This is a genomic window from Paracoccus nototheniae (assembly GCF_004335005.1).
Classification (GTDB): domain Bacteria; phylum Pseudomonadota; class Alphaproteobacteria; order Rhodobacterales; family Rhodobacteraceae; genus Paracoccus; species Paracoccus nototheniae.
The window spans coordinates 1-18,336 of sequence record NZ_RQRT01000048.1; the positions used below are offsets into that span (position 1 = coordinate 1).

The 18,336-nt window shown below is 61.4% G+C and carries 18 protein-coding genes and 2 pseudogenes; 15 read left to right on the forward strand and 5 right to left on the reverse strand.

Annotation, left to right across the window (positions count from 1 at the left end):
* A pseudogene (locus tag EG885_RS15555) lies at positions 1-114 on the forward strand (IS5/IS1182 family transposase); the annotation flags it as partial.
* A 13-nt stretch (positions 115-127) separates the two neighbouring features.
* Positions 128-268: pseudogene (locus EG885_RS15560) on the forward strand (IS110 family transposase); the annotation flags it as partial.
* 265 nt (positions 269-533) lie between these two features.
* Here the strand turns inward: EG885_RS15560 and EG885_RS15565 are convergent.
* Positions 534-1,448, reverse strand: a complete 915-nt coding sequence (locus EG885_RS15565) for an AraC family transcriptional regulator (protein ID WP_242679695.1) — start codon at positions 1,446-1,448, stop codon at positions 534-536.
* A gap of 491 nt (positions 1,449-1,939) precedes the next feature.
* Between EG885_RS15565 and EG885_RS15570 the strand changes: the two genes are divergently transcribed.
* The 7 genes from EG885_RS15570 to EG885_RS15595 all read left to right on the forward strand — a co-directional run bounded on the left by EG885_RS15570 (position 1,940) and on the right by EG885_RS15595 (position 7,697).
* On the forward strand, positions 1,940-2,806 hold the full coding sequence (locus EG885_RS15570) for an RraA family protein (RefSeq protein WP_165571166.1): 867 nt from the start codon (positions 1,940-1,942) through the stop codon (positions 2,804-2,806).
* 279 nt (positions 2,807-3,085) lie between these two features.
* Positions 3,086-4,054, forward strand: a complete 969-nt coding sequence (locus tag EG885_RS15575; protein ID WP_131576254.1) for an alpha/beta hydrolase family protein — start codon at positions 3,086-3,088, stop codon at positions 4,052-4,054.
* A gap of 212 nt (positions 4,055-4,266) precedes the next feature.
* Entirely contained in the window at positions 4,267-4,437 is a 171-nt protein-coding gene (locus EG885_RS22785; protein ID WP_165571167.1) for a hypothetical protein, read from the forward strand.
* On the forward strand, positions 4,434-5,087 hold the full coding sequence (locus EG885_RS15580) for a hydrolase (RefSeq protein WP_131576257.1): 654 nt from the start codon (positions 4,434-4,436) through the stop codon (positions 5,085-5,087). Before EG885_RS22785 ends, EG885_RS15580 begins: the two co-directional genes overlap by 4 nt.
* Before the next feature lie 86 nt (positions 5,088-5,173).
* Positions 5,174-5,917, forward strand: a complete 744-nt coding sequence (locus EG885_RS23100) for a nuclear transport factor 2 family protein (RefSeq protein WP_207392302.1) — start codon at positions 5,174-5,176, stop codon at positions 5,915-5,917.
* Positions 5,918-6,146: 229 nt separating this feature from the next.
* On the forward strand, positions 6,147-6,509 hold the full coding sequence (locus EG885_RS15590) for a nuclear transport factor 2 family protein (protein WP_131576259.1): 363 nt from the start codon (positions 6,147-6,149) through the stop codon (positions 6,507-6,509).
* A 3-nt stretch (positions 6,510-6,512) separates the two neighbouring features.
* Positions 6,513-7,697 carry an amino acid ABC transporter substrate-binding protein gene (locus tag EG885_RS15595; RefSeq protein WP_131576261.1) on the forward strand — a complete coding sequence of 395 codons (1,185 nt, stop codon included), beginning with the start codon at positions 6,513-6,515 and terminating at the stop codon, positions 7,695-7,697.
* Positions 7,698-7,901: 204 nt separating this feature from the next.
* On the opposite strand, the gene EG885_RS15600 is transcribed toward EG885_RS15595, so the two are convergent.
* The 3 genes from EG885_RS15600 to EG885_RS15605 form a co-directional block, all read right to left on the reverse strand.
* Positions 7,902-9,155 carry a DUF5996 family protein gene (locus EG885_RS15600; RefSeq protein ID WP_131576263.1) on the reverse strand — a complete coding sequence of 418 codons (1,254 nt, stop codon included), beginning with the start codon at positions 9,153-9,155 and terminating at the stop codon, positions 7,902-7,904.
* A 73-nt stretch (positions 9,156-9,228) separates the two neighbouring features.
* Entirely contained in the window at positions 9,229-9,372 is a 144-nt protein-coding gene (locus EG885_RS22790; protein ID WP_165571168.1) for a hypothetical protein, read from the reverse strand.
* A 108-nt stretch (positions 9,373-9,480) separates the two neighbouring features.
* On the reverse strand, positions 9,481-10,416 hold the full coding sequence (locus tag EG885_RS15605) for a pirin family protein (protein WP_131576265.1): 936 nt from the start codon (positions 10,414-10,416) through the stop codon (positions 9,481-9,483).
* Between the two features lie 424 nt (positions 10,417-10,840).
* Here EG885_RS15605 and EG885_RS15610 point away from each other — a divergent pair, with 424 nt between their 5' ends.
* The 4 genes from EG885_RS15610 to EG885_RS15625 all read left to right on the forward strand — a co-directional run bounded on the left by EG885_RS15610 (position 10,841) and on the right by EG885_RS15625 (position 15,400).
* Positions 10,841-11,944 (forward strand): Atu2307/SP_0267 family LLM class monooxygenase, encoded by a 1,104-nt coding sequence (locus EG885_RS15610; RefSeq protein ID WP_131576267.1) that lies wholly within the window; start codon positions 10,841-10,843, stop codon positions 11,942-11,944.
* Complete coding sequence (locus tag EG885_RS15615) at positions 11,941-12,225, forward strand: GNAT family N-acetyltransferase (RefSeq protein ID WP_131576269.1); 285 nt, start codon at positions 11,941-11,943, stop codon at positions 12,223-12,225. Before EG885_RS15610 ends, EG885_RS15615 begins: the two co-directional genes overlap by 4 nt.
* A 114-nt stretch (positions 12,226-12,339) precedes the next feature.
* The gene (locus tag EG885_RS15620; protein WP_131576271.1) at positions 12,340-13,995 is read left to right on the forward strand and encodes an acetolactate synthase large subunit; all 1,656 of its coding nucleotides are present in this window, start codon (positions 12,340-12,342) and stop codon (positions 13,993-13,995) included.
* 22 nt (positions 13,996-14,017) lie between these two features.
* The gene (locus tag EG885_RS15625; protein WP_131576273.1) at positions 14,018-15,400 is read left to right on the forward strand and encodes an aldehyde dehydrogenase family protein; all 1,383 of its coding nucleotides are present in this window, start codon (positions 14,018-14,020) and stop codon (positions 15,398-15,400) included.
* A gap of 152 nt (positions 15,401-15,552) precedes the next feature.
* On the opposite strand, the gene EG885_RS15630 is transcribed toward EG885_RS15625, so the two are convergent.
* Positions 15,553-16,188, reverse strand: a complete 636-nt coding sequence (locus tag EG885_RS15630; protein ID WP_207392304.1) for a TetR/AcrR family transcriptional regulator — start codon at positions 16,186-16,188, stop codon at positions 15,553-15,555.
* Positions 16,189-16,346: 158 nt separating this feature from the next.
* On the opposite strand from EG885_RS15630, the gene EG885_RS15635 reads away from it, so the two are divergent.
* Together EG885_RS15635 and EG885_RS15640 are read left to right on the forward strand one after the other, a co-directional pair.
* Positions 16,347-17,297 carry an AraC family transcriptional regulator gene (locus EG885_RS15635; RefSeq protein ID WP_131576275.1) on the forward strand — a complete coding sequence of 317 codons (951 nt, stop codon included), beginning with the start codon at positions 16,347-16,349 and terminating at the stop codon, positions 17,295-17,297.
* On the forward strand, positions 17,294-18,202 hold the full coding sequence (locus tag EG885_RS15640) for an AraC family transcriptional regulator (protein WP_131576276.1): 909 nt from the start codon (positions 17,294-17,296) through the stop codon (positions 18,200-18,202). Before EG885_RS15635 ends, EG885_RS15640 begins: the two co-directional genes overlap by 4 nt.
* The last annotated feature ends 134 nt before the right edge of the window (positions 18,203-18,336 follow it).

An 18,336-nucleotide genomic window follows, 5' to 3' on the forward strand; every position in this document is an offset into this window, starting at 1 on the left:
ATCATGTTCGGCAGGCTCAAGGATTGGAGGCGCGTGGCAACGCGATATGACAGATGTCCGAAGATCTTCCTCTCGGCCATCGCCCTCGCAGCAACCGTCATCTATTGGTTATGAATCCTGACCCTAGGCCGCTCAGTTGCTCGACCGCAAGCCGGCAAGGCTGGTCAGTGTCGCCATTGCCAACAAAACGGCACGGATCGCTTGGGCTGTCCTGACGAGAGAAGATAATAGCCGCGCGGCTCGGGCGACCGCCCGAAGCACGCGCTGAACGAGTTTGGGCAGGAGAAAACGACACAAATGATTCCAACCTGTCAAGCCGGTGATCGAAAGAGCCTGGCTGATTCATCGCGCCTAAAAAGTACGCTATCTTTATGAGATTCCGATCCACCGACACCACCATGGCCGACGGCCTTTCGCGCTGCGCGAACAGACCGGGGACATGTGTTAATCTGACCAAGAAGGAAAATTACCCCTGCCCAACGGGGGCCGTCCACACATGAATCAATACTCCGACGCGGCGAGAATTTTTAATGTCAAGACGCCCAAGTTCCACGCGTTGGATCGCATATTGCCCGGCGATAGTCGGAGGGGGTCATCTTCTGGTGACTCAGGAAGACCCGGGCAAGCACCTGGCTGGATGAATACCCAACCTCTAGGGCGATCTCCATTATAGACAGACTTGTCCTTTCAAGGAGCTCGCAGGCTTTCTGCATTCTCAACTGGGTCAGATAGACTCGGGGCGGCACTCCAACGCTCTGCTTGAACATTCGGGCGAAGTGAAACGATGACAGCCGTGCCTCGGTCGCCAGATCATCGAGACTGATATCCTCGGCCAGCTGAGCATGCATCATTTCGATGCAGCGCCGCACTGCCCATGGGGCAAGGCCTCCGCTCGGTACAGCAAGCTCGGTGCCGCCAAGGTTGCACAGTTCGGCCAGGATCTCGAAGCCCGCAGCCCGCGCCAACAGACGAGACGGCGCGCCCTCATCCTCGCATACTGTCCAGAGCCTGCGAAGCTTCGCCCCTATCGCCGGTGTTGCGAAAGCTTTGTGGTAAACGCGCATTTTGTCAAAAGAGAGCTTGCCGTCGGACGCCTCATCCAACGCGGCTTGCCAGTGTGCCAGAGGAAACGCAAAGCTGCGGACTTCGTGAATATTGGGGACCGTTGACTGAACTGCAAAATTCGGGGCGGCAATGACACAACTACCACGCTCCATCGCAGTCTTGAAGCGCCCTCCGCCAATACTGCAATCGATACGGGTGCCTACGGTCATATTCTGATGGATCACGAGATCCGGCATGGCCGGGTACTGCATTTCCGACCGCGGCTGCATAGACCCGAACAAGTTGAGGACCCCGCCGACAGATTTGGTCGATTGGACAAAGGGCGCGCAGGGGCCTTCCCGATACCAGTCGGCAAATGTTGGATAAGCGGCCTCGGTCATCATCCGATTTCCTGTCAATGGGACGGTCTGCGCCGCCTGTGTTGAAACTGTTCCGGGGATACGCTATTCAAGCGTCAGCCCATGGGTGTCTGTAATTGGGCTCGGGTGATTTGCATTCGGCCATTTTCAGGACAGAATGACACCGGCAGCGTCCTTGGACTCAGGTTGGATATTGATTCGACGACTGTCCTTTGTATCATCGGTGGATTGTCTCGTCCGTGAGGATGGAGAAGTGATGAACGGAACGCAAGTGTTTCGTCCGAGATAAATGCCATCCACGCGTTGCCGCTGTCACAGAAGTGAAGGCGCCCGGCGGGCCCTTGGATGGGCCGGAGTGGCTGCAATTCTGGTTTGCAGGCGCCCGATGTGGTAGGATAGTCAACGCCGGATTCTCGTGGCGCGCCATGGGCAGGGTGTTGTTCTGAGCCGTCCGATGCAGAGCTGGCGCGGTCGTCATCTGACCGTCCTCAACTATGCCACCCGAGAAAGTGTCGTTGGGCGATCGCGTCACAGTGGCGCTGACCACGCGCATGGGGCGCAAATGTCAAAATAGCTTTTTGATACAAGGGAGAGGTCACGCCATGAGAAGCCCCTTTGAAATCTATCACGAGACGACGCCAGCCGACGCGCTGGACGCGCTCTACACGATCGCGGGCGAGGGCGGCGCGCCGCCCTCGATCAACGATCTGGTCTTTGCCGGCGACGGTGCCATGTTTGGGCGGGCCGTGACCATGCGTTCGCTTCCATCCCGCGCCGATTTCGACGCCGATGTCGCCAAGGACAGCGAGGCAAAACGGGGGATGGGCATCTTCGCCCACGCTCTTTCCAGCTGCGACAATGAATCGGTGCTGGTGATCGAGGCACGGGGACTGACGCATTACGCCGCTGGCGGCGGGACCGGGCTGTCCAGCCTTGTCGGCCGCCGCGCCGCGGGCCTTCTGACGGATGGCCAGATCCGGGACCGCAACAGCCTGACCGCCAATGCGGCAAAGACAGGCACGAAGCTGGCCGTCGGCGGGTTTACCCTGCAGTACGGTACGCATCGGATGCTGACGCCCCACGATGTGAACTGCCCGGTCGTCATCGGACAGACGCTAGTGCGGCCGGGCGACTTTGTGTTCGGAAACGGTGACGGCGTTCTGATCATCCCTGAACACCTCGCCGAGGAGACGCTTGAAACCGCGGTGGTTCTGGCGCGGTCGGCCGCCGTCATGGAAGAGATGCTGGTTGCCCGGCATGAAGTCCTGGGTGCCGATCTGAAAGGCATTACTGCGGAAGTCGTGCAGGAGATGATGCGACGCTCTGACTTTTCGGACCGCCAGCTGGAGCTGATGGAAAAGCATGTCACAGCGATCAGGTAACCACGGGCGGGCATCGGAGGTTGCTGATCCGGCGGCCTGGCACGGGTCGTGGATAACCGAAGGCTGTTGAGAAGACGTTGAGCGGTGGCAATTCCGCGACCCTTGTCCGCCCACGCTGTGCGGGGATCGGACCAGCCCTCAGCTGCTGCGCAGCGCACCGACTGTGATGTCGGTCGGGCCGTGCCGGGAAGGGATATCGCTGAAGACGGCTGGATGGCCGAAGATCGCCGTGCTGTCCCTGAAGCACTTGGTTTGTTCCGCGTCTGAAAGGAGCACTGCATGAACCGCCTGATCCAGCTTTCGCAGCAGATCCCGATTCCCGATCCCAGACCGACCGTCGCCTACACGCCGGTCACTCTTCCCATGAAAGGGCGTCCGCCGCTGGAATTGCGGGTGACCGCGCCGGTCCTGGGTCACGGGCTGCCGATCATTCTTTTCTCGCACGGGCACGGGCCGTCGAATTACATCCCTTCCAAGGACGGGTATGCCCCCCTCGCTCAGTTCTGGGCCGAGCGGGGAATGGCCGTGATTCAGCCCACCCATGCCAGTTCCCGGATCGGCGGCCTTACTGCCGATACGCCCGGCGCGCCGTTCTTCTGGCGCGAGCGGATCGCCGAGATGCGTGCCATTCTGGACAGGCTTTCCGCCGTCGAGGTCCAGGCCCCTGCGATAGCGGGACGGCTGGACCACGAGCGCGTTGCGGCGGCGGGCCAGTCGTTCGGCGGGCATACCTGCGGCCTTCTTCTGGGCGCGCGATTGCACGGAGAGAGCTTCAAGGATCCACGCATCTCGGCCGGAGTTCTTCTGGCCGCGCCGGGACGGGGCGGGGCCGATCTGACGCCAGAGAGCGCAGAGCGGTTCCCGTTCTTCGACGTGGATTTTGAAAGTCTGACCACGCGCACGCTTGTGGTCTGTGGCGGCAAAGACAAGCCGCACTTCACGCCGCGTGGTCCCGACTGGTTCGCCGACGCCTTCTACGAGGCTCCGGGTGCAGAGGCGCTGGTGACGCTGCATGACGTCGGTCATGGTCTTGGGGGCATTGCCGGACTGGACGCAAAGGAAACTGAGGTCGAAAAACCCGATAGTCTTGAGGCGACAAAGCGCCTGACGCTGTCGTGGCTGGAGCAGGCTCTTGGTGGCGAGGCCTTGCACTGGAAGCGCGGCGCCGACCTCCTCCAGCAGGATCTCAAGGTCCTCGGGGCAGTTGTGTTGAAAGAGCGGTATGCCGGCGAGGGCGCAGCCGTGTGACGTCCGATCCGCACCGGCAAGGCCCGCGCCGCGGGCTACGGTGCCTGGCAGCCGGTCCCCAGGTCTAGTGTCCGACGGGCTGGCAGACGGCCGTTCCGCCGCGCGTGATGTGGAGCTCGACATTGCGACCGGGGTCACCCCCGCACGCCGTTTGGAAGAATACCGATGCATCGAAATTACCATTGAGCCTACCGGCGAAGACAGGGGCAGCCGTGCGCTGCATCCTCATCTTGCCGTCTTTTGACCTGATGGCGCCGATCACCGCGATGGCCGCAACATCGGCAACGATCCGGCAGCTTCTGCGCCGCAGGCTTCGGGACGGCCTGCTAGGGTTGATTTACCCGAAACCAACTCCTGAAAACCTGCAAAGGATGAAGCTATGAAATTCCGCAATGGCCTCGACTCCCTTCTTCGCCCGCAAGATTCGGTTCTGGTGCTGATCGACCACCAACCTTATCAGCTTGCGAACCTGAACAGCCACGACCCCCAAGCGGTGGTGAACAACACGACCGCGCTTGCCAAGGTCGCCAAAGTGTTCGGGGTGCCCACCATCCTGACCAGCGTTGTCGCCGCGCGTGGCGGCGTCATCTTCCCCCATGTCACCGAGGTTTTTCCTGACAACGAGGTGATCGACAGGACGTTCATCAACACATGGGAGGATCCGAAAGTTGTTGATGCGGTCAAGGCGACGGGCCGCAAGCAACTGATCATCGCCGGACTGTGGACCGAAATCTGTGTTGCGATGCCCGCCATTCAGGCGGCAGGCGAGGGCTGGGACGTGACCGTGATCACTGACGCCTCGGGCGGAACCTCGCTGGAAGCTCATGAGGTTGCAATCCAGCGGATGCTGGCTGCTGGCATCAACATGATGACCTGGCTGTCGCTGGCGTCGGAGTGGCAGCGCGATTGGGCGCGTGCCGAGACGGCAACCGCGCTGAACGATGCATTGAAGTACCACATCGGCGGCAGCGCCATCGCCTATCTGTGGGAACAGCAGCTGCTCAACACGCCCGTGCCAAGCGAAGCGGCGTAATGATCTGGGGGGTGACGGCGGACGTCAACATGCACCCGCTCGTTCCTCGTCATCCCCTCGTGCCCTGTGCAGAGGAGCAAACACACATGACCAAAGATCTCTTTCCCGTCGGACAGGAAATGGATGTTTCCTATCCAAACTTCGCGGTCAGCCTGACGCTCTTGTCAGCCGGGCAATTAAAGTTCGAGATCAAGGAAGGGCCTTTCGCCCGGATCGAGTTTGTCGACATAGAGGTCAAACCGCTCGGCAATAGTGTTTTTGCCGTCAGCTGGCAGGAAAAGGACGGCGCGACCGTCACGAATATCCAGGACTTCGACCGTGGCATCGTCCATTCTTTCGCGACTTTGCCGGACATGCAGTTCTTGCGGATGACCGGGACGATTGACATTACCCGTCCCGCTGATCGGGCGGCGGATGATCGGCCCCATCGCAACAGGGCACTGGTGCTGGACGCCATGACGTCGCTGTTCCAGCGTCATGACGTGGGGGCGGTGGACCGCCTCTACACGCCGGACTACATCCAGCATAACCCGAACATACCGCAAGGCAGGGAAGCCCTGCGCGCCATTGTCGGGTCTCTGGCACCCTCGGTCTATTACGAGCCCGGCCTGATGATCGCTGAAGGGGACCTTGTTGCCATCCACGGCCGGATCCGGGGCTGGGCGGCGGAACCCCAGATCGCGATCGACATCTTCCGGGTCGAAGGAGGCAGGCTGGCAGAACATTGGGACGTCTTGCAGAACGAGGTTCCTGCGGCTGCCGGAGTGGCAAGCCTGGCGATGTTCGATCCTGACGAAAGTGCCCGCCAGGACCCATCGAAGGCGTCCTAGACGGACACGGGGCATGGCGTGCCGTCGTCGCGACAAGGCGGCGCAGGTGGCAGCACAGGCCGGACGCCCCAGATGCGCGGCGCACCGGCTTCACCCTATCGGAAGACGCGTGGCGGCTTCGGCGCGCGCTTTCACGGGCGGCCCTGGGGCCGGCTGCACCCGTACATGTCTCGTGGCGCGACGCGCAGCATCGTTTCAACCATGGCTCGCAAACACAGGAGTGACGACGATGGACCACGAGGCGAAAATGCACGCCAATCTTGAGAAGGTGTTTGGCGAGCGCGATGCCGCCCGCCGTCTGGACGCCATTCGCGCGATCTATGCCGAGGCGGCGGACCTGCATGAACCCCTTGCCTCTGCCAAGGGCCACGCGGCGATCAACAGTGCCGTCACCGAGCTTCTCTCGCAGATACCGGCGAACTTCAGCTTTTCCGCCGTCCGCCCCGCCTTGTCGCTGAACCACATCGCCCGTCTTCAGTGGCAGCTGAGCGGCCCTGACGGAACCGTCGCGGCAACCGGTACCGATGTCGCCCATTTCGAGGATGGCAGGATCCGCGCGCTGTATGTGTTCATCGACCAGAAAGGGACCTGAGCCGTGACGTCCCGCCCCCTTCGTATCGGATACTGCTTGTCCCTGACCGGCCCCTTGGCCGGCAACAGCCGCTCCGCGAGGCTTGCGCACGAGATCTGGCGCGATGACGTGAACCGGCGCGGCGGACTGCTGGGCCGCCCGGTCGAGCTGATCTGCCTCGATGACAAAGGCGACGCGGCGCTCGGCGGGTCTCTTTACGCGCGGCTGATTGATCACGAGGGTGCGGACCTCGTGATCGGGGGCTATGGTACCAATAGTCTGATCTCGGCTCTCCCAGAGATCATCGCCAGAGACAGGTATTTCGTCGGGCTGATGGGGTTGGGCGCCAATAACGAATTTGGATATGGCAAGTATTTTGCCATAATCCCGACAGGCCGGGATCCCAACGCTGCGTTGACCGAAGGCTTCTTCGATGTCGCGGCGCAGCAGACGCCCCGACCCAGGACCGTCGCGCTGTTGTCGGCGGATGCCGTTTTCTCGCGCAATCCGGTCCTCGGCGGTCATGGCAATGCTGCTAAATACGGGATCAAGGTGGTTCATGAGGCGACGTACCCGCTCGGCACTACCAACTTTGTTCCATATCTCGACGCGGTAGCAGAGAGTGGCTGCGAGCTGCTATTCCTCTGCAGCTACCTTCAGGACTCCATAGACCTCGTGCGCGCGGTTCAGGCGCATCCGTACAAGCCGAAGATGGTGGGGGCCGCCATGATCGGTCCGCAGAATACGCAGGTTAAGCAGGCTCTCGGTTCTCTTCTCAACGGGATCGTCAATTACGAGTACTGGGTGCCCGCGCCTTCCATGGCGTTCGACGGCGTGCAGGCCCTCATGGAGAGCTACCGGCAGCGCAGTGCCGGTACCGACCTCGATCCTTTGGGGCATTACATGGCGCCTCTGGCCTATGCGCAGCTGCAGGTGGTTGCGCATGCGGTCGAGCAGACGCAAAGCCTCGATGATCAGATCCTGTCTGAGTTCACGCGGACCACGAGCTTTCCGACGGTGATGGGAGATGTCAGCTTTGGCACATTGGGCGAGTGGCAAACGCCGCGCGTCCTGCAGGTGCAGTTTCAGGGCATCGCCGGGGACGATCTGGACCAGTACCGCGACGGCTCGCGGCTAATCATCGTCTATCCGGCGGACAAGGCTTCGGGGACGCTGATTTATCCGTTCGAGGATGCGCGCCTGCCGTGACCGGTTCAGGCGCTGGATCGATTGCGTCGCGGCGGCGCGTCAATGCCAGGCGGCGCAACCGATCCGTCAATACGACAGCGGCGCCAGCGATACCTGATGATGATCTATTGACGCTGATACCACAGGCCGCCCCGGCCTTTTCTGAAAGGGCGCGAAATAAAGAGAGGCAGTCACGACCGCGTCGGGGTCGCGACTGCCTCTCTTTCATGTCCGAGGAAGGACATCGTGCCATTCGGGATGGCGATCGAACTGCGCCTTGGCGAAGGGGCAAAGTGGCATGATGCTGATCCCGACCTTTCGCGCATCATCGACCGCCTGACGGACCAACCGTTCGCCGACCTTCCGTCCGCGCAAAGCCGCAGGCACTTCGGTATGATCTATGATGAGCAGGCGTTCGCCAGCCCGGCTGTACGTCATCTCGGCCTCGATGCTATTGATGACCAGCTTGTATCGGCCCTTTGAGGGACCATCCTCGCGCTCGACCTGCTCATCGCCATGCGTGGCGACGTCTGGCGCCGAGGCAGCATCCGGTGCGCGAACCCGCCGGGGGTGCCCGTGGTCGCACTCCAGCAGGTCCCGGTCCCAGTTGCCCAGATCGGCCGCCGCCTCGTAGGTCGAGATAAGAAAATCCATCAGCGCCGCGTCGGGATCAGCGGACGAGTGCAGCGCATCATAAGGCAGGATGAATTCTGACAGGGTGTCGTGGAAAAAGGCCGCATCCGGCCTGACTGCTGCTGCGCGATATCCCGGCGGGGCGGGGTAGGCATAGGCGTAGAAGGCCGGATAGTCGATACCATTGCCGCCGGGCCAGAACCCCGCTGATGACACTTCACGGTCATAAGCTTCCTGCGCCACGTTGTCGGGCAGGGACGGGATTCCCGCGGGATGGAGCGGCGCGCGCCGCCCGGAAAAACGCGTAACTGCCAGATCCATTGCACCCCAGAACAGGTGGACCGGGCTCGACTTTCCCATAAAGGACGTTCGGAAACGGTTGAAGACCCTGTCAGCCGACACCAGAACCTGATGGTAGCGGGCCACGGCATCGCGGTCATAGGGACGATCGCGATCATCCTCGGTGAAGGGAACGGGGTAGGGCACCTCATTGGGTTGGCCATGGAAGTTGGGTGTGCCGCCCAGCTCTGAGATCAGCTGCATGAAGCGGGCGTGGAAGGCCGCGACCGTCATCGGCCCTAGGTCGAACGAAAGCGTGTTGGCGTTGCCGCAGCTCCCCACAACCCGGTGCTCGCGCAGGTCGAACAGAATCTCGACGCCGGGGCCATCGGGGACGGGCGAGGATGCCAGACCCCGTGGCGTGACGTAGAAGGTCGCGTTCCAGGAATGGTTAAGCCACGGCGTATGCGCAAGCCGGTATTTGCCCGCGATCTGAAGGTAGAGATGCAGCGCGGAACAGGTGTCCCGCCAGCTGAGGTAGTCGAGAGAAGGCCATTTGTTGTTCATTCCGCCGTTTCCTTGTGTTGTCCGACATGTCGGGGCCTGTCGGCCATCATGCATCGGGCTATTTTCAGCGCGGCTAGGTGACGTAGGCCATCATGACAACGTCGTCATAAGGCCGGATCGACACCTTGTGCTGTTTCTGCATAGTGACGATCTTGCCGCGTGGTTCCGGCGAGCCTTCCAGAGTGACAGCGGCCGATGCGGATTTCTGGATAGGCATGGCGGGGTCCTTTGCAGCTTCCGCGCGCTGGCCGGCCAACGGATATGCCGGCGCGATGACACTTTGGGCCTTCGCGCCGATTGCCGAAAGCCCGCACCGGTTTTGCGTTTAATCTGGCAGGGGGATGAACTCGCTCCGGTCGTCTGCGGGCAGGTCGAAACGTCCCTTGCCCCAGTTTGCCGACCGCCATTCCAGCTTTGCGGCCTCGATGCGTTCCTGCGACGAAGCGACGAAGTTCCACCAGATGTAGCGCGGTCCGTTGAACGTGGCGCCCCCGAGGATCATCATCCGGGCGCCCCGCTCTCCGGCCGCCACCGTGATATGGTCGCCGGGGCGAAAGACCATCATCTGCCCGGACCCGAACTCCTGACCGGCGACCGCGATCGAGCCATCGACGATATAGATACCGCGATCCTCGTGGTTGTCGGGCATCGGCAGACGGCTGCCCGGCTCAAGCTTCACATCGGCGTAGAATGTCTCCGAAAGCATCTTCGCGGGTGCGCTCTTGCCATAGGCATCGCCAAGGATCAGCCGGACCGAGATGCCCTGGTCCTCGATCATCGGCAGCGTGTCCTTGCCATGGTGCTCGAAACTGGCGTCCACGTCCTCGTGACCGTCCGGCAGGGCCAGCCAGGTCTGGATGCCGAAAAGGCTGTTCGGGCCGGTTCGGGCGGTCGCGGTCGTGCGTTCCGAATGCGTGACGCCACGCCCGGCCACCATCCAGTTCAGCGCGCCGGGCGTGATCACCTGATCGGCCCCGGTGCTGTCGCGGTGGTGGAAATCGCCCTTGAAGAGGTAGGTCACCGTGCCCAGCCCGATATGCGGGTGCGGGCGCACGTCGACCCCCTGGCCGGTCAGCAACTCGGCTGGTCCCGCCTGATCGAAAAAGATGAACGGCCCGACCATCTGCCGCTTCGGGGCGGGCAAGGCGCGCTTCACCTCGAAGCCTCCCAGATCTCGGGAACGCGGCACGATGAGCGTCTCGATCGCATCGACGCCGACCGCGTCGGGGCATCCCGGTTCCATTGCTGGGTTCCAACTCATACGCTTCTTCCTCCGTTTGCCGGCCACCTGATCCGGCCGCTTGAATTGTCATGGTGCTAGCACGAGCGCCGGATCGTCCGGTCGCAGACGTTGTGCTGGCGTGCAGGGTTCTGGCTTTGGATTAGTTGTCCTTAGGAAGCCGCACGAACTCAAGCCCGCAGGCGTCAGCGGGTCAAGGAAGGCGCAAGAACCGCAACGGCCCGGCATGATCGGCAACGTATTGCCTTTGGTGGATCGGTAACTTCAATAAAAGCCGGGGTGTGCGTTCGATGGGTGCAACTGTGACGGGCGGTAGAACGGCTATCGTCATGTCGCAGAACAGCAGGACCGCCAGCGGTGCCCGGGGGCGTCCGGAGCACGTGCTGCCACCCGTTACTCATTTTTCCGGGTTCACCGGAATCACAGCACACCGAAAGGATGCACCATGGAAATCGGCATCGACAGCTTCGCGGCCATTCTGCCCGATCCTGTGACGGATTGCCTTCCTTCGGCCACCGAGCGCATGGCCGACCTGCTGGAAGAGATCGAGATGGCTGACCGCGCCGGCCTGGATGTCTTTGGCATTGGCGAGCATCACCGCGCCGAGTTTCTGGACTCCGCGCCCGCCGTCATTCTTGCAGCCGCCGCGGCGCGGACCGAAAGGATCCGGCTGACAAGCGCCGTCACCGTGATCAGCGCCGCCGATCCCGTCCGGGTCTTTCAGGAGTTCGCGACCCTCGACCTGATTTCCAGAGGACGGGCCGAAATCGTCGTGGGGCGGGGCTCGTTCATCGAGGCCTTTCCGCTCTTTGGTCTCGACACCCGAAGATATGACGAGATTTTTGCCGAGAAGCTTGATCTGTTGTTGAAGCTGCGTGAGAAGACCAAAATCACATGGAGCGGCCAGTACCGCCCCGCCCTGAACGGGGTGAGCGTCTTCCCCCGCCCGCATCAGCCGCAGATGCCGATATGGCTGGGGGTAGGCGGCACGCCGCAGTCGTTCCAGCGCGCCGGCGAGCTTGGTCTGCCACTGATGGTTGCCATCATCGGCGGCACGTTCGAGCGGTTTCGCCCGCTTGTGGATCTTTATCGCGAGGCGGGGCGGCACGCAGGGCACAGCCCCGAGAAGCTGTCGGTGGGTGTGCATGCGATGGGCTTCGTCGGCGAAACGGACGCCGAGGCCGAGAATGCGTTCTTCCCGGGATGGGCGCACCTTACCGGAAGGATCGGCAAGGAGCGTGGCTGGGCGCCGCCTACGCGGCAGCAGTTTCAGGCCATGACAGGTCCCGAAGGTGCGTTTCTGATCGGCGAGCCGAAGACAGTGGCGGCCAAGATGCTGGAGGTCAGCACGACGCTTGGCGGCATCTCCCGCATTACCTTTCAGATGAGCACGGCCTCGCTGGAAACGGCGGCGATGCAGCGCTCGATAGAGCTTCTGGGCACGGAGGCTGCCCCTCTGGTCAGGGCCGCGATGGGCAAGGGGCGGTTGCCTTCGGTCCCTCAAGGCGCAGTGATGAACAGACAGAGCGGGACAGGAAGCCACGGATGAGCAAGGTCTTTGACAACCCCGCCGAACATCGGTTCGAACTTCCCATAGAGGGCAGCGACGGCGAGATCGCGGCTGCCTATTACAGCATTGAGGACGGCGCGCTTGTCCTTATCCACACCGAGGTGCCTTTTCAGTATTCCGGTCAGGGACTGGGATCACAGCTCGCACGGGGTGTGTTTGACAAAGTGCGTGCGCGCGGCGGCAAGGTGGTCCTGCGCTGTTCTTTCATGGGCAGCTTTTTTGCCCGCCATCCGGAGTATTCCGATATCGTCTCAGGCTAGTTCTGCCCCACGGTGGTGAGTGGGTGTGGGTTGATCGGGAGGCAGCCGATCGCAGGATGATAGCGAAGGGGACCGGAAGTCGGTCGCACAAACCAGTGAAAGGAGGGGCCAGCTATGGGCAAGGGATCGGATATGTTCGTCGCCGCGCTGGAGAACGAAGGCGTGGATCGTGTCTTTGGGGTGCCGGGCGAAGAGAACCTTGATCTGCTGGAGTCGCTTAGGACGTCCAGTATCGAACTGGTCCTGACGCGTCACGAGCAGGCAGCGGCTTTCATGGCGGCGACATATGGCAGGCTCACGGGCAAGCCGGGCGTCTGCCTCGCCACGCTTGGGCCGGGTGCTTTGAACCTGTCGACCGGCGCCGCATATGCGCATCTGGGCGCCATGCCGATGATCCTGGTCACGGGCCAGAAGCCGCTGATGAATGGCAAGCAGGCACGCTTCCAGATCGTCGATATCGTTGCATCAATGAAGCCGCTTACAAAGATGACGCGTCAGATCGTCAGTGCCGCCAGCATACCTGCCATGGTGCGTGACGCTTTCCGAGTCGCCGCCGAAGAGCGGCCCGGTCCGGTGCATCTGGAATTGCCGGAGGATGTCGCCTCGGAAGAAGTCGAAGACATCCCGGTGATCTTGCCGCATGCAGTGCAGCCGGCCATTGCCAGCGCCGCCGCCCTGGACATTGCCGCCCAGGCCATCATGGCGGCACGACGCCCCATGGTCATGATCGGGGCAGCAGGAAACCGGCCCGCGCTAGTCGAGGCGCTGTCAGAATTCATCGGGCGAACGCAGCTGCCCTTCTTCAACACCCAGATGGGGAAAGGGGCCGTCACCGGCGGCTCGGACCGCTACATGGGAACGGCGGCGCTGTCCGAGGGCGATTATGTCCACGAAGCCATCGAGCGCGCCGATCTGATCATCGCCATCGGCCATGACACGATTGAAAAGCCGCCCTTCCTGATGAAGAGCGCGGGTGGCAGCCAGGTCATCCATGTCGCCTATCAGTCGGCCACGGTGGAGCAGGTTTACCACCCGGAGATCGAAGTGATCGGCGATATCGCCGCCACTGTTGCCGGACTGGCCGAACGGCTGGCCGGGCGGCTGACGGGCGATCAGGGGATGCTGGACCTGCGACAGCGCATCCTTGTACGCCTCAACGACCGCTCCGAGGAGAGCCGCTTTCCCATCACACCGCAGCGTATCGTCCATGACGTCCGCACGGTGATGCCGGAAGACGGGATCGTCTGCCTTGACAACGGCATGTACAAGATCTGGTTCGCGCGCAACTACCGCACCCATGTCGCCAACACGCTGATTTTGGACAACGCGCTCGCCACCATGGGCGCGGGCCTTCCTTCGGCGATGATGGCAGCCATGCTTTACCCTGCGCGGCGGGTCATGGCGGTTTGTGGTGATGGCGGGTTCATGATGAACTCGCAGGAAATGGAAACCGCCGTCCGGCTCAGGCTGAATCTTGTCGTCGTTGTCCTGAACGACAGCGCCTATGGGATGATCCGCTGGAAACAGGCGGTGGAGGGTTTTCCGGATTTCGGCATGAGCTTCGGCAATCCCGATTTCGTGCGCTACGCCGAGGCCTACGGCGCGAAAGGGTCGCGGGTGACGGCGGTCGAAGACCTCGTTCCGGTGCTCGAGGCGGCCTTTGCCGGCGGCGGCGTGCATCTTGTGGATGTGCCGATCGATTACACGGAAAACACCCGCGTGCTGGTGGAAGAGCTGCGCAACCGCACGCAGAACGTGGAATGCACCTGATGCTGATGAAAGGATACCGGCCATGCTGACTGTCGTGCAGGCTTTCGACCGTGCGCCGATCACAGAGGTCAAGACGGATGATGCCGCTGAGCTTGAGCGGAAGCTACAGGCGGCCGAGCGTGTATTCAAGGACCGCGATGGTTGGTTAAAGCCGCATCAGCGGATCGCGATTCTACGCAGGCTTGCCGCTCTGATGGAAAGCAAGCGGGATTATCTCGCCATGCAGATCGCGCGAGAGGGCGGAAAGCCGTTGCCTGACGCCATTGTCGAAACGAACCGCGCCATCGACGGCGTCAACAACGCGGCAGACGAGTTGCGCAATTTTGCCGGGCGCGAGATCCCGATGGGTTTGTCGGCGGCCGCCGAAAATCGTTGGGCGTTCACTACGAAAGAGCCGATCGGGATCGTTGCGGCCATATCGGCTTTCAACCATCCGCTCAATCTTATAGTCCATCAGGTGGCCCCGGCCATCGCCGTCGGCTGCCCGGTCATTGTCAAGCCGGCCAGTACCACACCACTGTCCTGCCTTGATTTCGTGGCGCTGGTCCACGAGGCAGGGCTGCCCGAGCCATGGTGCCAAAGCCTCGTCGTGACGGCCAACGAATTAGCCGAAAGGCTGGCTAAGGATCGGCGCATTGCTTTCCTCAGCTTCGTCGGCTCGGCCAGTGTCGGCTGGTCGCTTCACACCAAACTGCATCCGGGCACCCGCTGTGTGCTTGAACATGGCGGTGCGGCACCGGCCATCGTCGATCGCAGCGCCGATCTCGACATGGTCGTCGGTCCGGTCGTAAAGGGCGGATTCTACCATGCGGGTCAGGTCTGCGTATCGACACAGCGGATCTATATCCATGACGAGATTGCTGACGACTTTACGCAGAAACTTGTGGCACGGGTCGAAAAACTGAGAACCGGCGATCCTGTTCGTGAAGATACAGACGTCGGGCCGCTGATTCTGCCGCGCGAGGTCGCCCGCGTCCGACAGTGGATCGCAGAAGCCCTTGCTAGTGGTGCCATTCTTGCGACCGGCGGAGAGCGACTGTCAGAAACGACCCTGCAGCCGACAGTGCTGCTCGACCCCGCAGCGGATGCCAAACTGTCGACGCAGGAGGTGTTCGGGCCAGTGGTCGCGGTGTACCGCTATCGCGACCTCGACGACGCCGTTGCGCGGGCGAACGCTTTGCCCACCGCCTTCCATTCCAGCATTTTTGCGCAGGATATCGGGGTGGCGATGCGAGCGGCCGACCGACTGGACGCCTCGGCTGTGATGGTCAACGATCTCACCGCGTTCAGGACCGACTGGATGCCTTTCTCCGGCCGGCGTGAGTCTGGCTACGGCACGGGCGGTATCAGCTATACAATGCGCGACATGACCCAAGAGAAGATGATCCTGATCGCCAGTCGCTGATAATTGTCTCTCCGCACACGACATTGATGTAACAACAGTGCACGATGACGGCGCTCGACGCAAAAGCGTCGCTCCCTCCAGCGATCGGGATCGTGTTCGGCGTCCCCTGGGCGGTCCGTATCAGGGCGGACCGATCCGGCGCTGCGTCCTGATCAGCATGATTTGATCGCGGCGTCCAAGGCGCTCACAAGTCTCGTAAGATCCGTCCTCGTGAGTTTGGCTCCTCGAACGATCATGCGCGCGTAAAGAGGACCGAAAAGAAAATCGAGCGCGAGTTCCTTGTCGATGTCCGGGCGAAGCTCTTTGCGCGCAATGGCGCGATTGAGAAGACGATGGCCGAACTGGCGCCGTGCTGCCGAGATGCTGTCCAGCATCACGGACAATTCGTCCGACCGCAGCCGCTCGGCGACCAGGTCGGGAATGATCCGGCGCACCAGGGGATGGCGGAAAACTGCGCGTGTCGCGCGAACGTACTCGCTGATGTCTGCCTGCAGATTACCTTGGTCGGTCGCGCCCAACCGCATGACCTCGACGCTGCGAATCGCGTCGCAGGCAAATTCCAACTTAGAGGGCCAGCGTCGATAGATTGCTGCCTTCCCCGCGCCTGCATGCGTTGCCACGCGCTCGAGGCTGATGGCGGCATAGCCGGTTCTGGCCCATTCTTCGAACAGTGCCCGGAAGAGCGAGGTGGTAAGTTCTGGGCGCATAACCGCCGCGCCGCTCGGTTTCCGCCTGTCAAGGTCGTCGAAACCCTTGCGTTCCATCCGTTTATTCTCCAGTATGATCATTACAATACCGCTTCAACGGTCGTCTGCAAGCCCGATGCAGAGGGCGAGGGAAAGTTTGCTAAAATATCGCTGTCTACGCCGACCGAATACGGTTGGAGCCTTCGAAATTTCTTGAAAAACCCGCCGGCGCTGTCCGTGCAGAGTGTCGGAGACGAGGTATGAGTGTGCCCGCATACAACTCCTTTTCTGAATGGTACAACGATGGCCATCTGGCGAGCTTTGTGCGCACGATGAAGTCCGCCGGTGGTATCGTCAATTTGCTTGAAGCCGCGCAGCCGGCCGGAGATATGTCCGACCCCTCTGTCCCGGATATTGTCCTCTATCAGGATTTGCGTGGTGGCACCCGCGTCAGCGGAGATATGGGCGGCAGTCGCTTTGCTGTCACAAGCGAGAGGGGCGGCTTTTTCCTTTCCGCCCCGAGGTTCGCAAACACCGTCATCGTCGACTCTGCACATGAGCTGCGCAGCTTGTCATTTCCCTTGATGCAGTGGCAATCCGTTCTTGATGAAGTCGGCAACGGCCGAGAGCCCTTAGATTACCAGAGGCTTTGCAGCGGAACGTTTTCCTCGCCCGTGATCCGGTCGACGATGCGAAGGCTCTGGATGCTGTGCGATGAAGAAGGTGTCCCGTCGCGCCTTTTGGCGCAGGCTGCGGGCTGCGAGATCTTGTCCGAGCTCTGTCGACTAGGGGGAACATCGCTTCGTCAAGTCAGTGGCGGCCTCGCTCCTTGGGCGGAAAAGCGGTGCCTCGACGTGCTACATGCACGGCTAGCCGAAGACATCAGCCTCGACGAGTTGGCAGCCGAGGCACGGCTCTCGCCGTTTCACTTTGCCCGTATGTTTAAGGGAAGCGTCGGTGTGCCGCCTCGCGTTCATCTAACACGGCTGAGGATGGAGAAGGCTTGTGATCTTCTGAAACACACCGATCTCTCGATAACCGAAGTAGCAATGGAGGTCGGCTATTCATCTAATCAGGTCCTCGCTCGGGTTTTTCGCAAGCACCACCGGATAAGCCCCTCGGAGTATCGGAGTTTGACACGTGAACCCGTCAGCAAGGGCTCATCATCGCGGCAAACCGCGAGCTCAGAGCTCTCTTGGGCAGAGCCATGACCACCCAGCAATATAATTCCTTCGCGCAGTGGTTTCACGGTGGTCCCTTTTCACCCTACGTTCGGATGATGAAGTCTCCAGGCGGATGTCTCAGCCTTATCGAGACAGCGCTGCCTGCTGTCGAAATGTCAGACCCTGCAGTTCCAGAGCTTGTTCTTCATCAGGACCTTCTAGGAGGCTTCAATGTGCAGGCTGATCTCGGTTCGGGACGTTTCAATGCTACGACCCGGCCCGATGACCTCTTTCTCGCGGCGCCGGATTTTGCAAACACAATTACGGTCGATCGCGAACATTTTGTCCGCTCCATCGCATTTCCTGTACGGCAATGGGCCCATTTCTGCGATGATTCCTTTAAGAACCCATTTTCTTTCGACTTCGGAGTGCTCCACCGCGGTGCCTTCAGGTCGTCTCATATTCGCGCCGCGCAGCGCCAGCTTTGGCGCCTGTGCGATGAGGAGGGCGCACCGTCGCGGCTTCTGGCTCAGGCGGCCGGTTGCGTGATCCTAGCTGAACTTTTCCGATTGAACGGCGCGCCTCTGATTGCGGTACGCGGCGGGTTGGCACCGTGGGCAGAAAGGCGCTGCCTTGAAATGATGCGCGCGCGGCTTTCTGAGGATATAAGCTTGGATGAACTCGCTGCGGAGGCGCAGCTTTCACCTTTTCACTTTGCCCGAATGTTCAAGCAAAGTATCGGAGTTCCCCCGCGGGCCTATCTTACGCAATTGAGGATCGAAAAAGCGTGCGAGCTTCTGGAGCATGCCAACATGTCCATCACCGAGATTGCGCAAGAGGTGGGCTACTCATCGAACCAAGTGCTCGCCCGGGTGTTTCTTAAGCACCGGCATATGAGCCCATCAGACTATCGTCGGGCGGTTCGAGAAGGACCTGATGCCGCGGCCTCATAAGCCGTCCCAAGCTACAGCTGCGCCGACGCACAGGTCAGTCCTCATCAGGTTCCGCAACTCTATGCGGACTGGTCCATCCCTTGTGGCGACCCTAGTGCCGGGGGCTTGTGCTACCCCGCGTGCTCGGTCTTGTC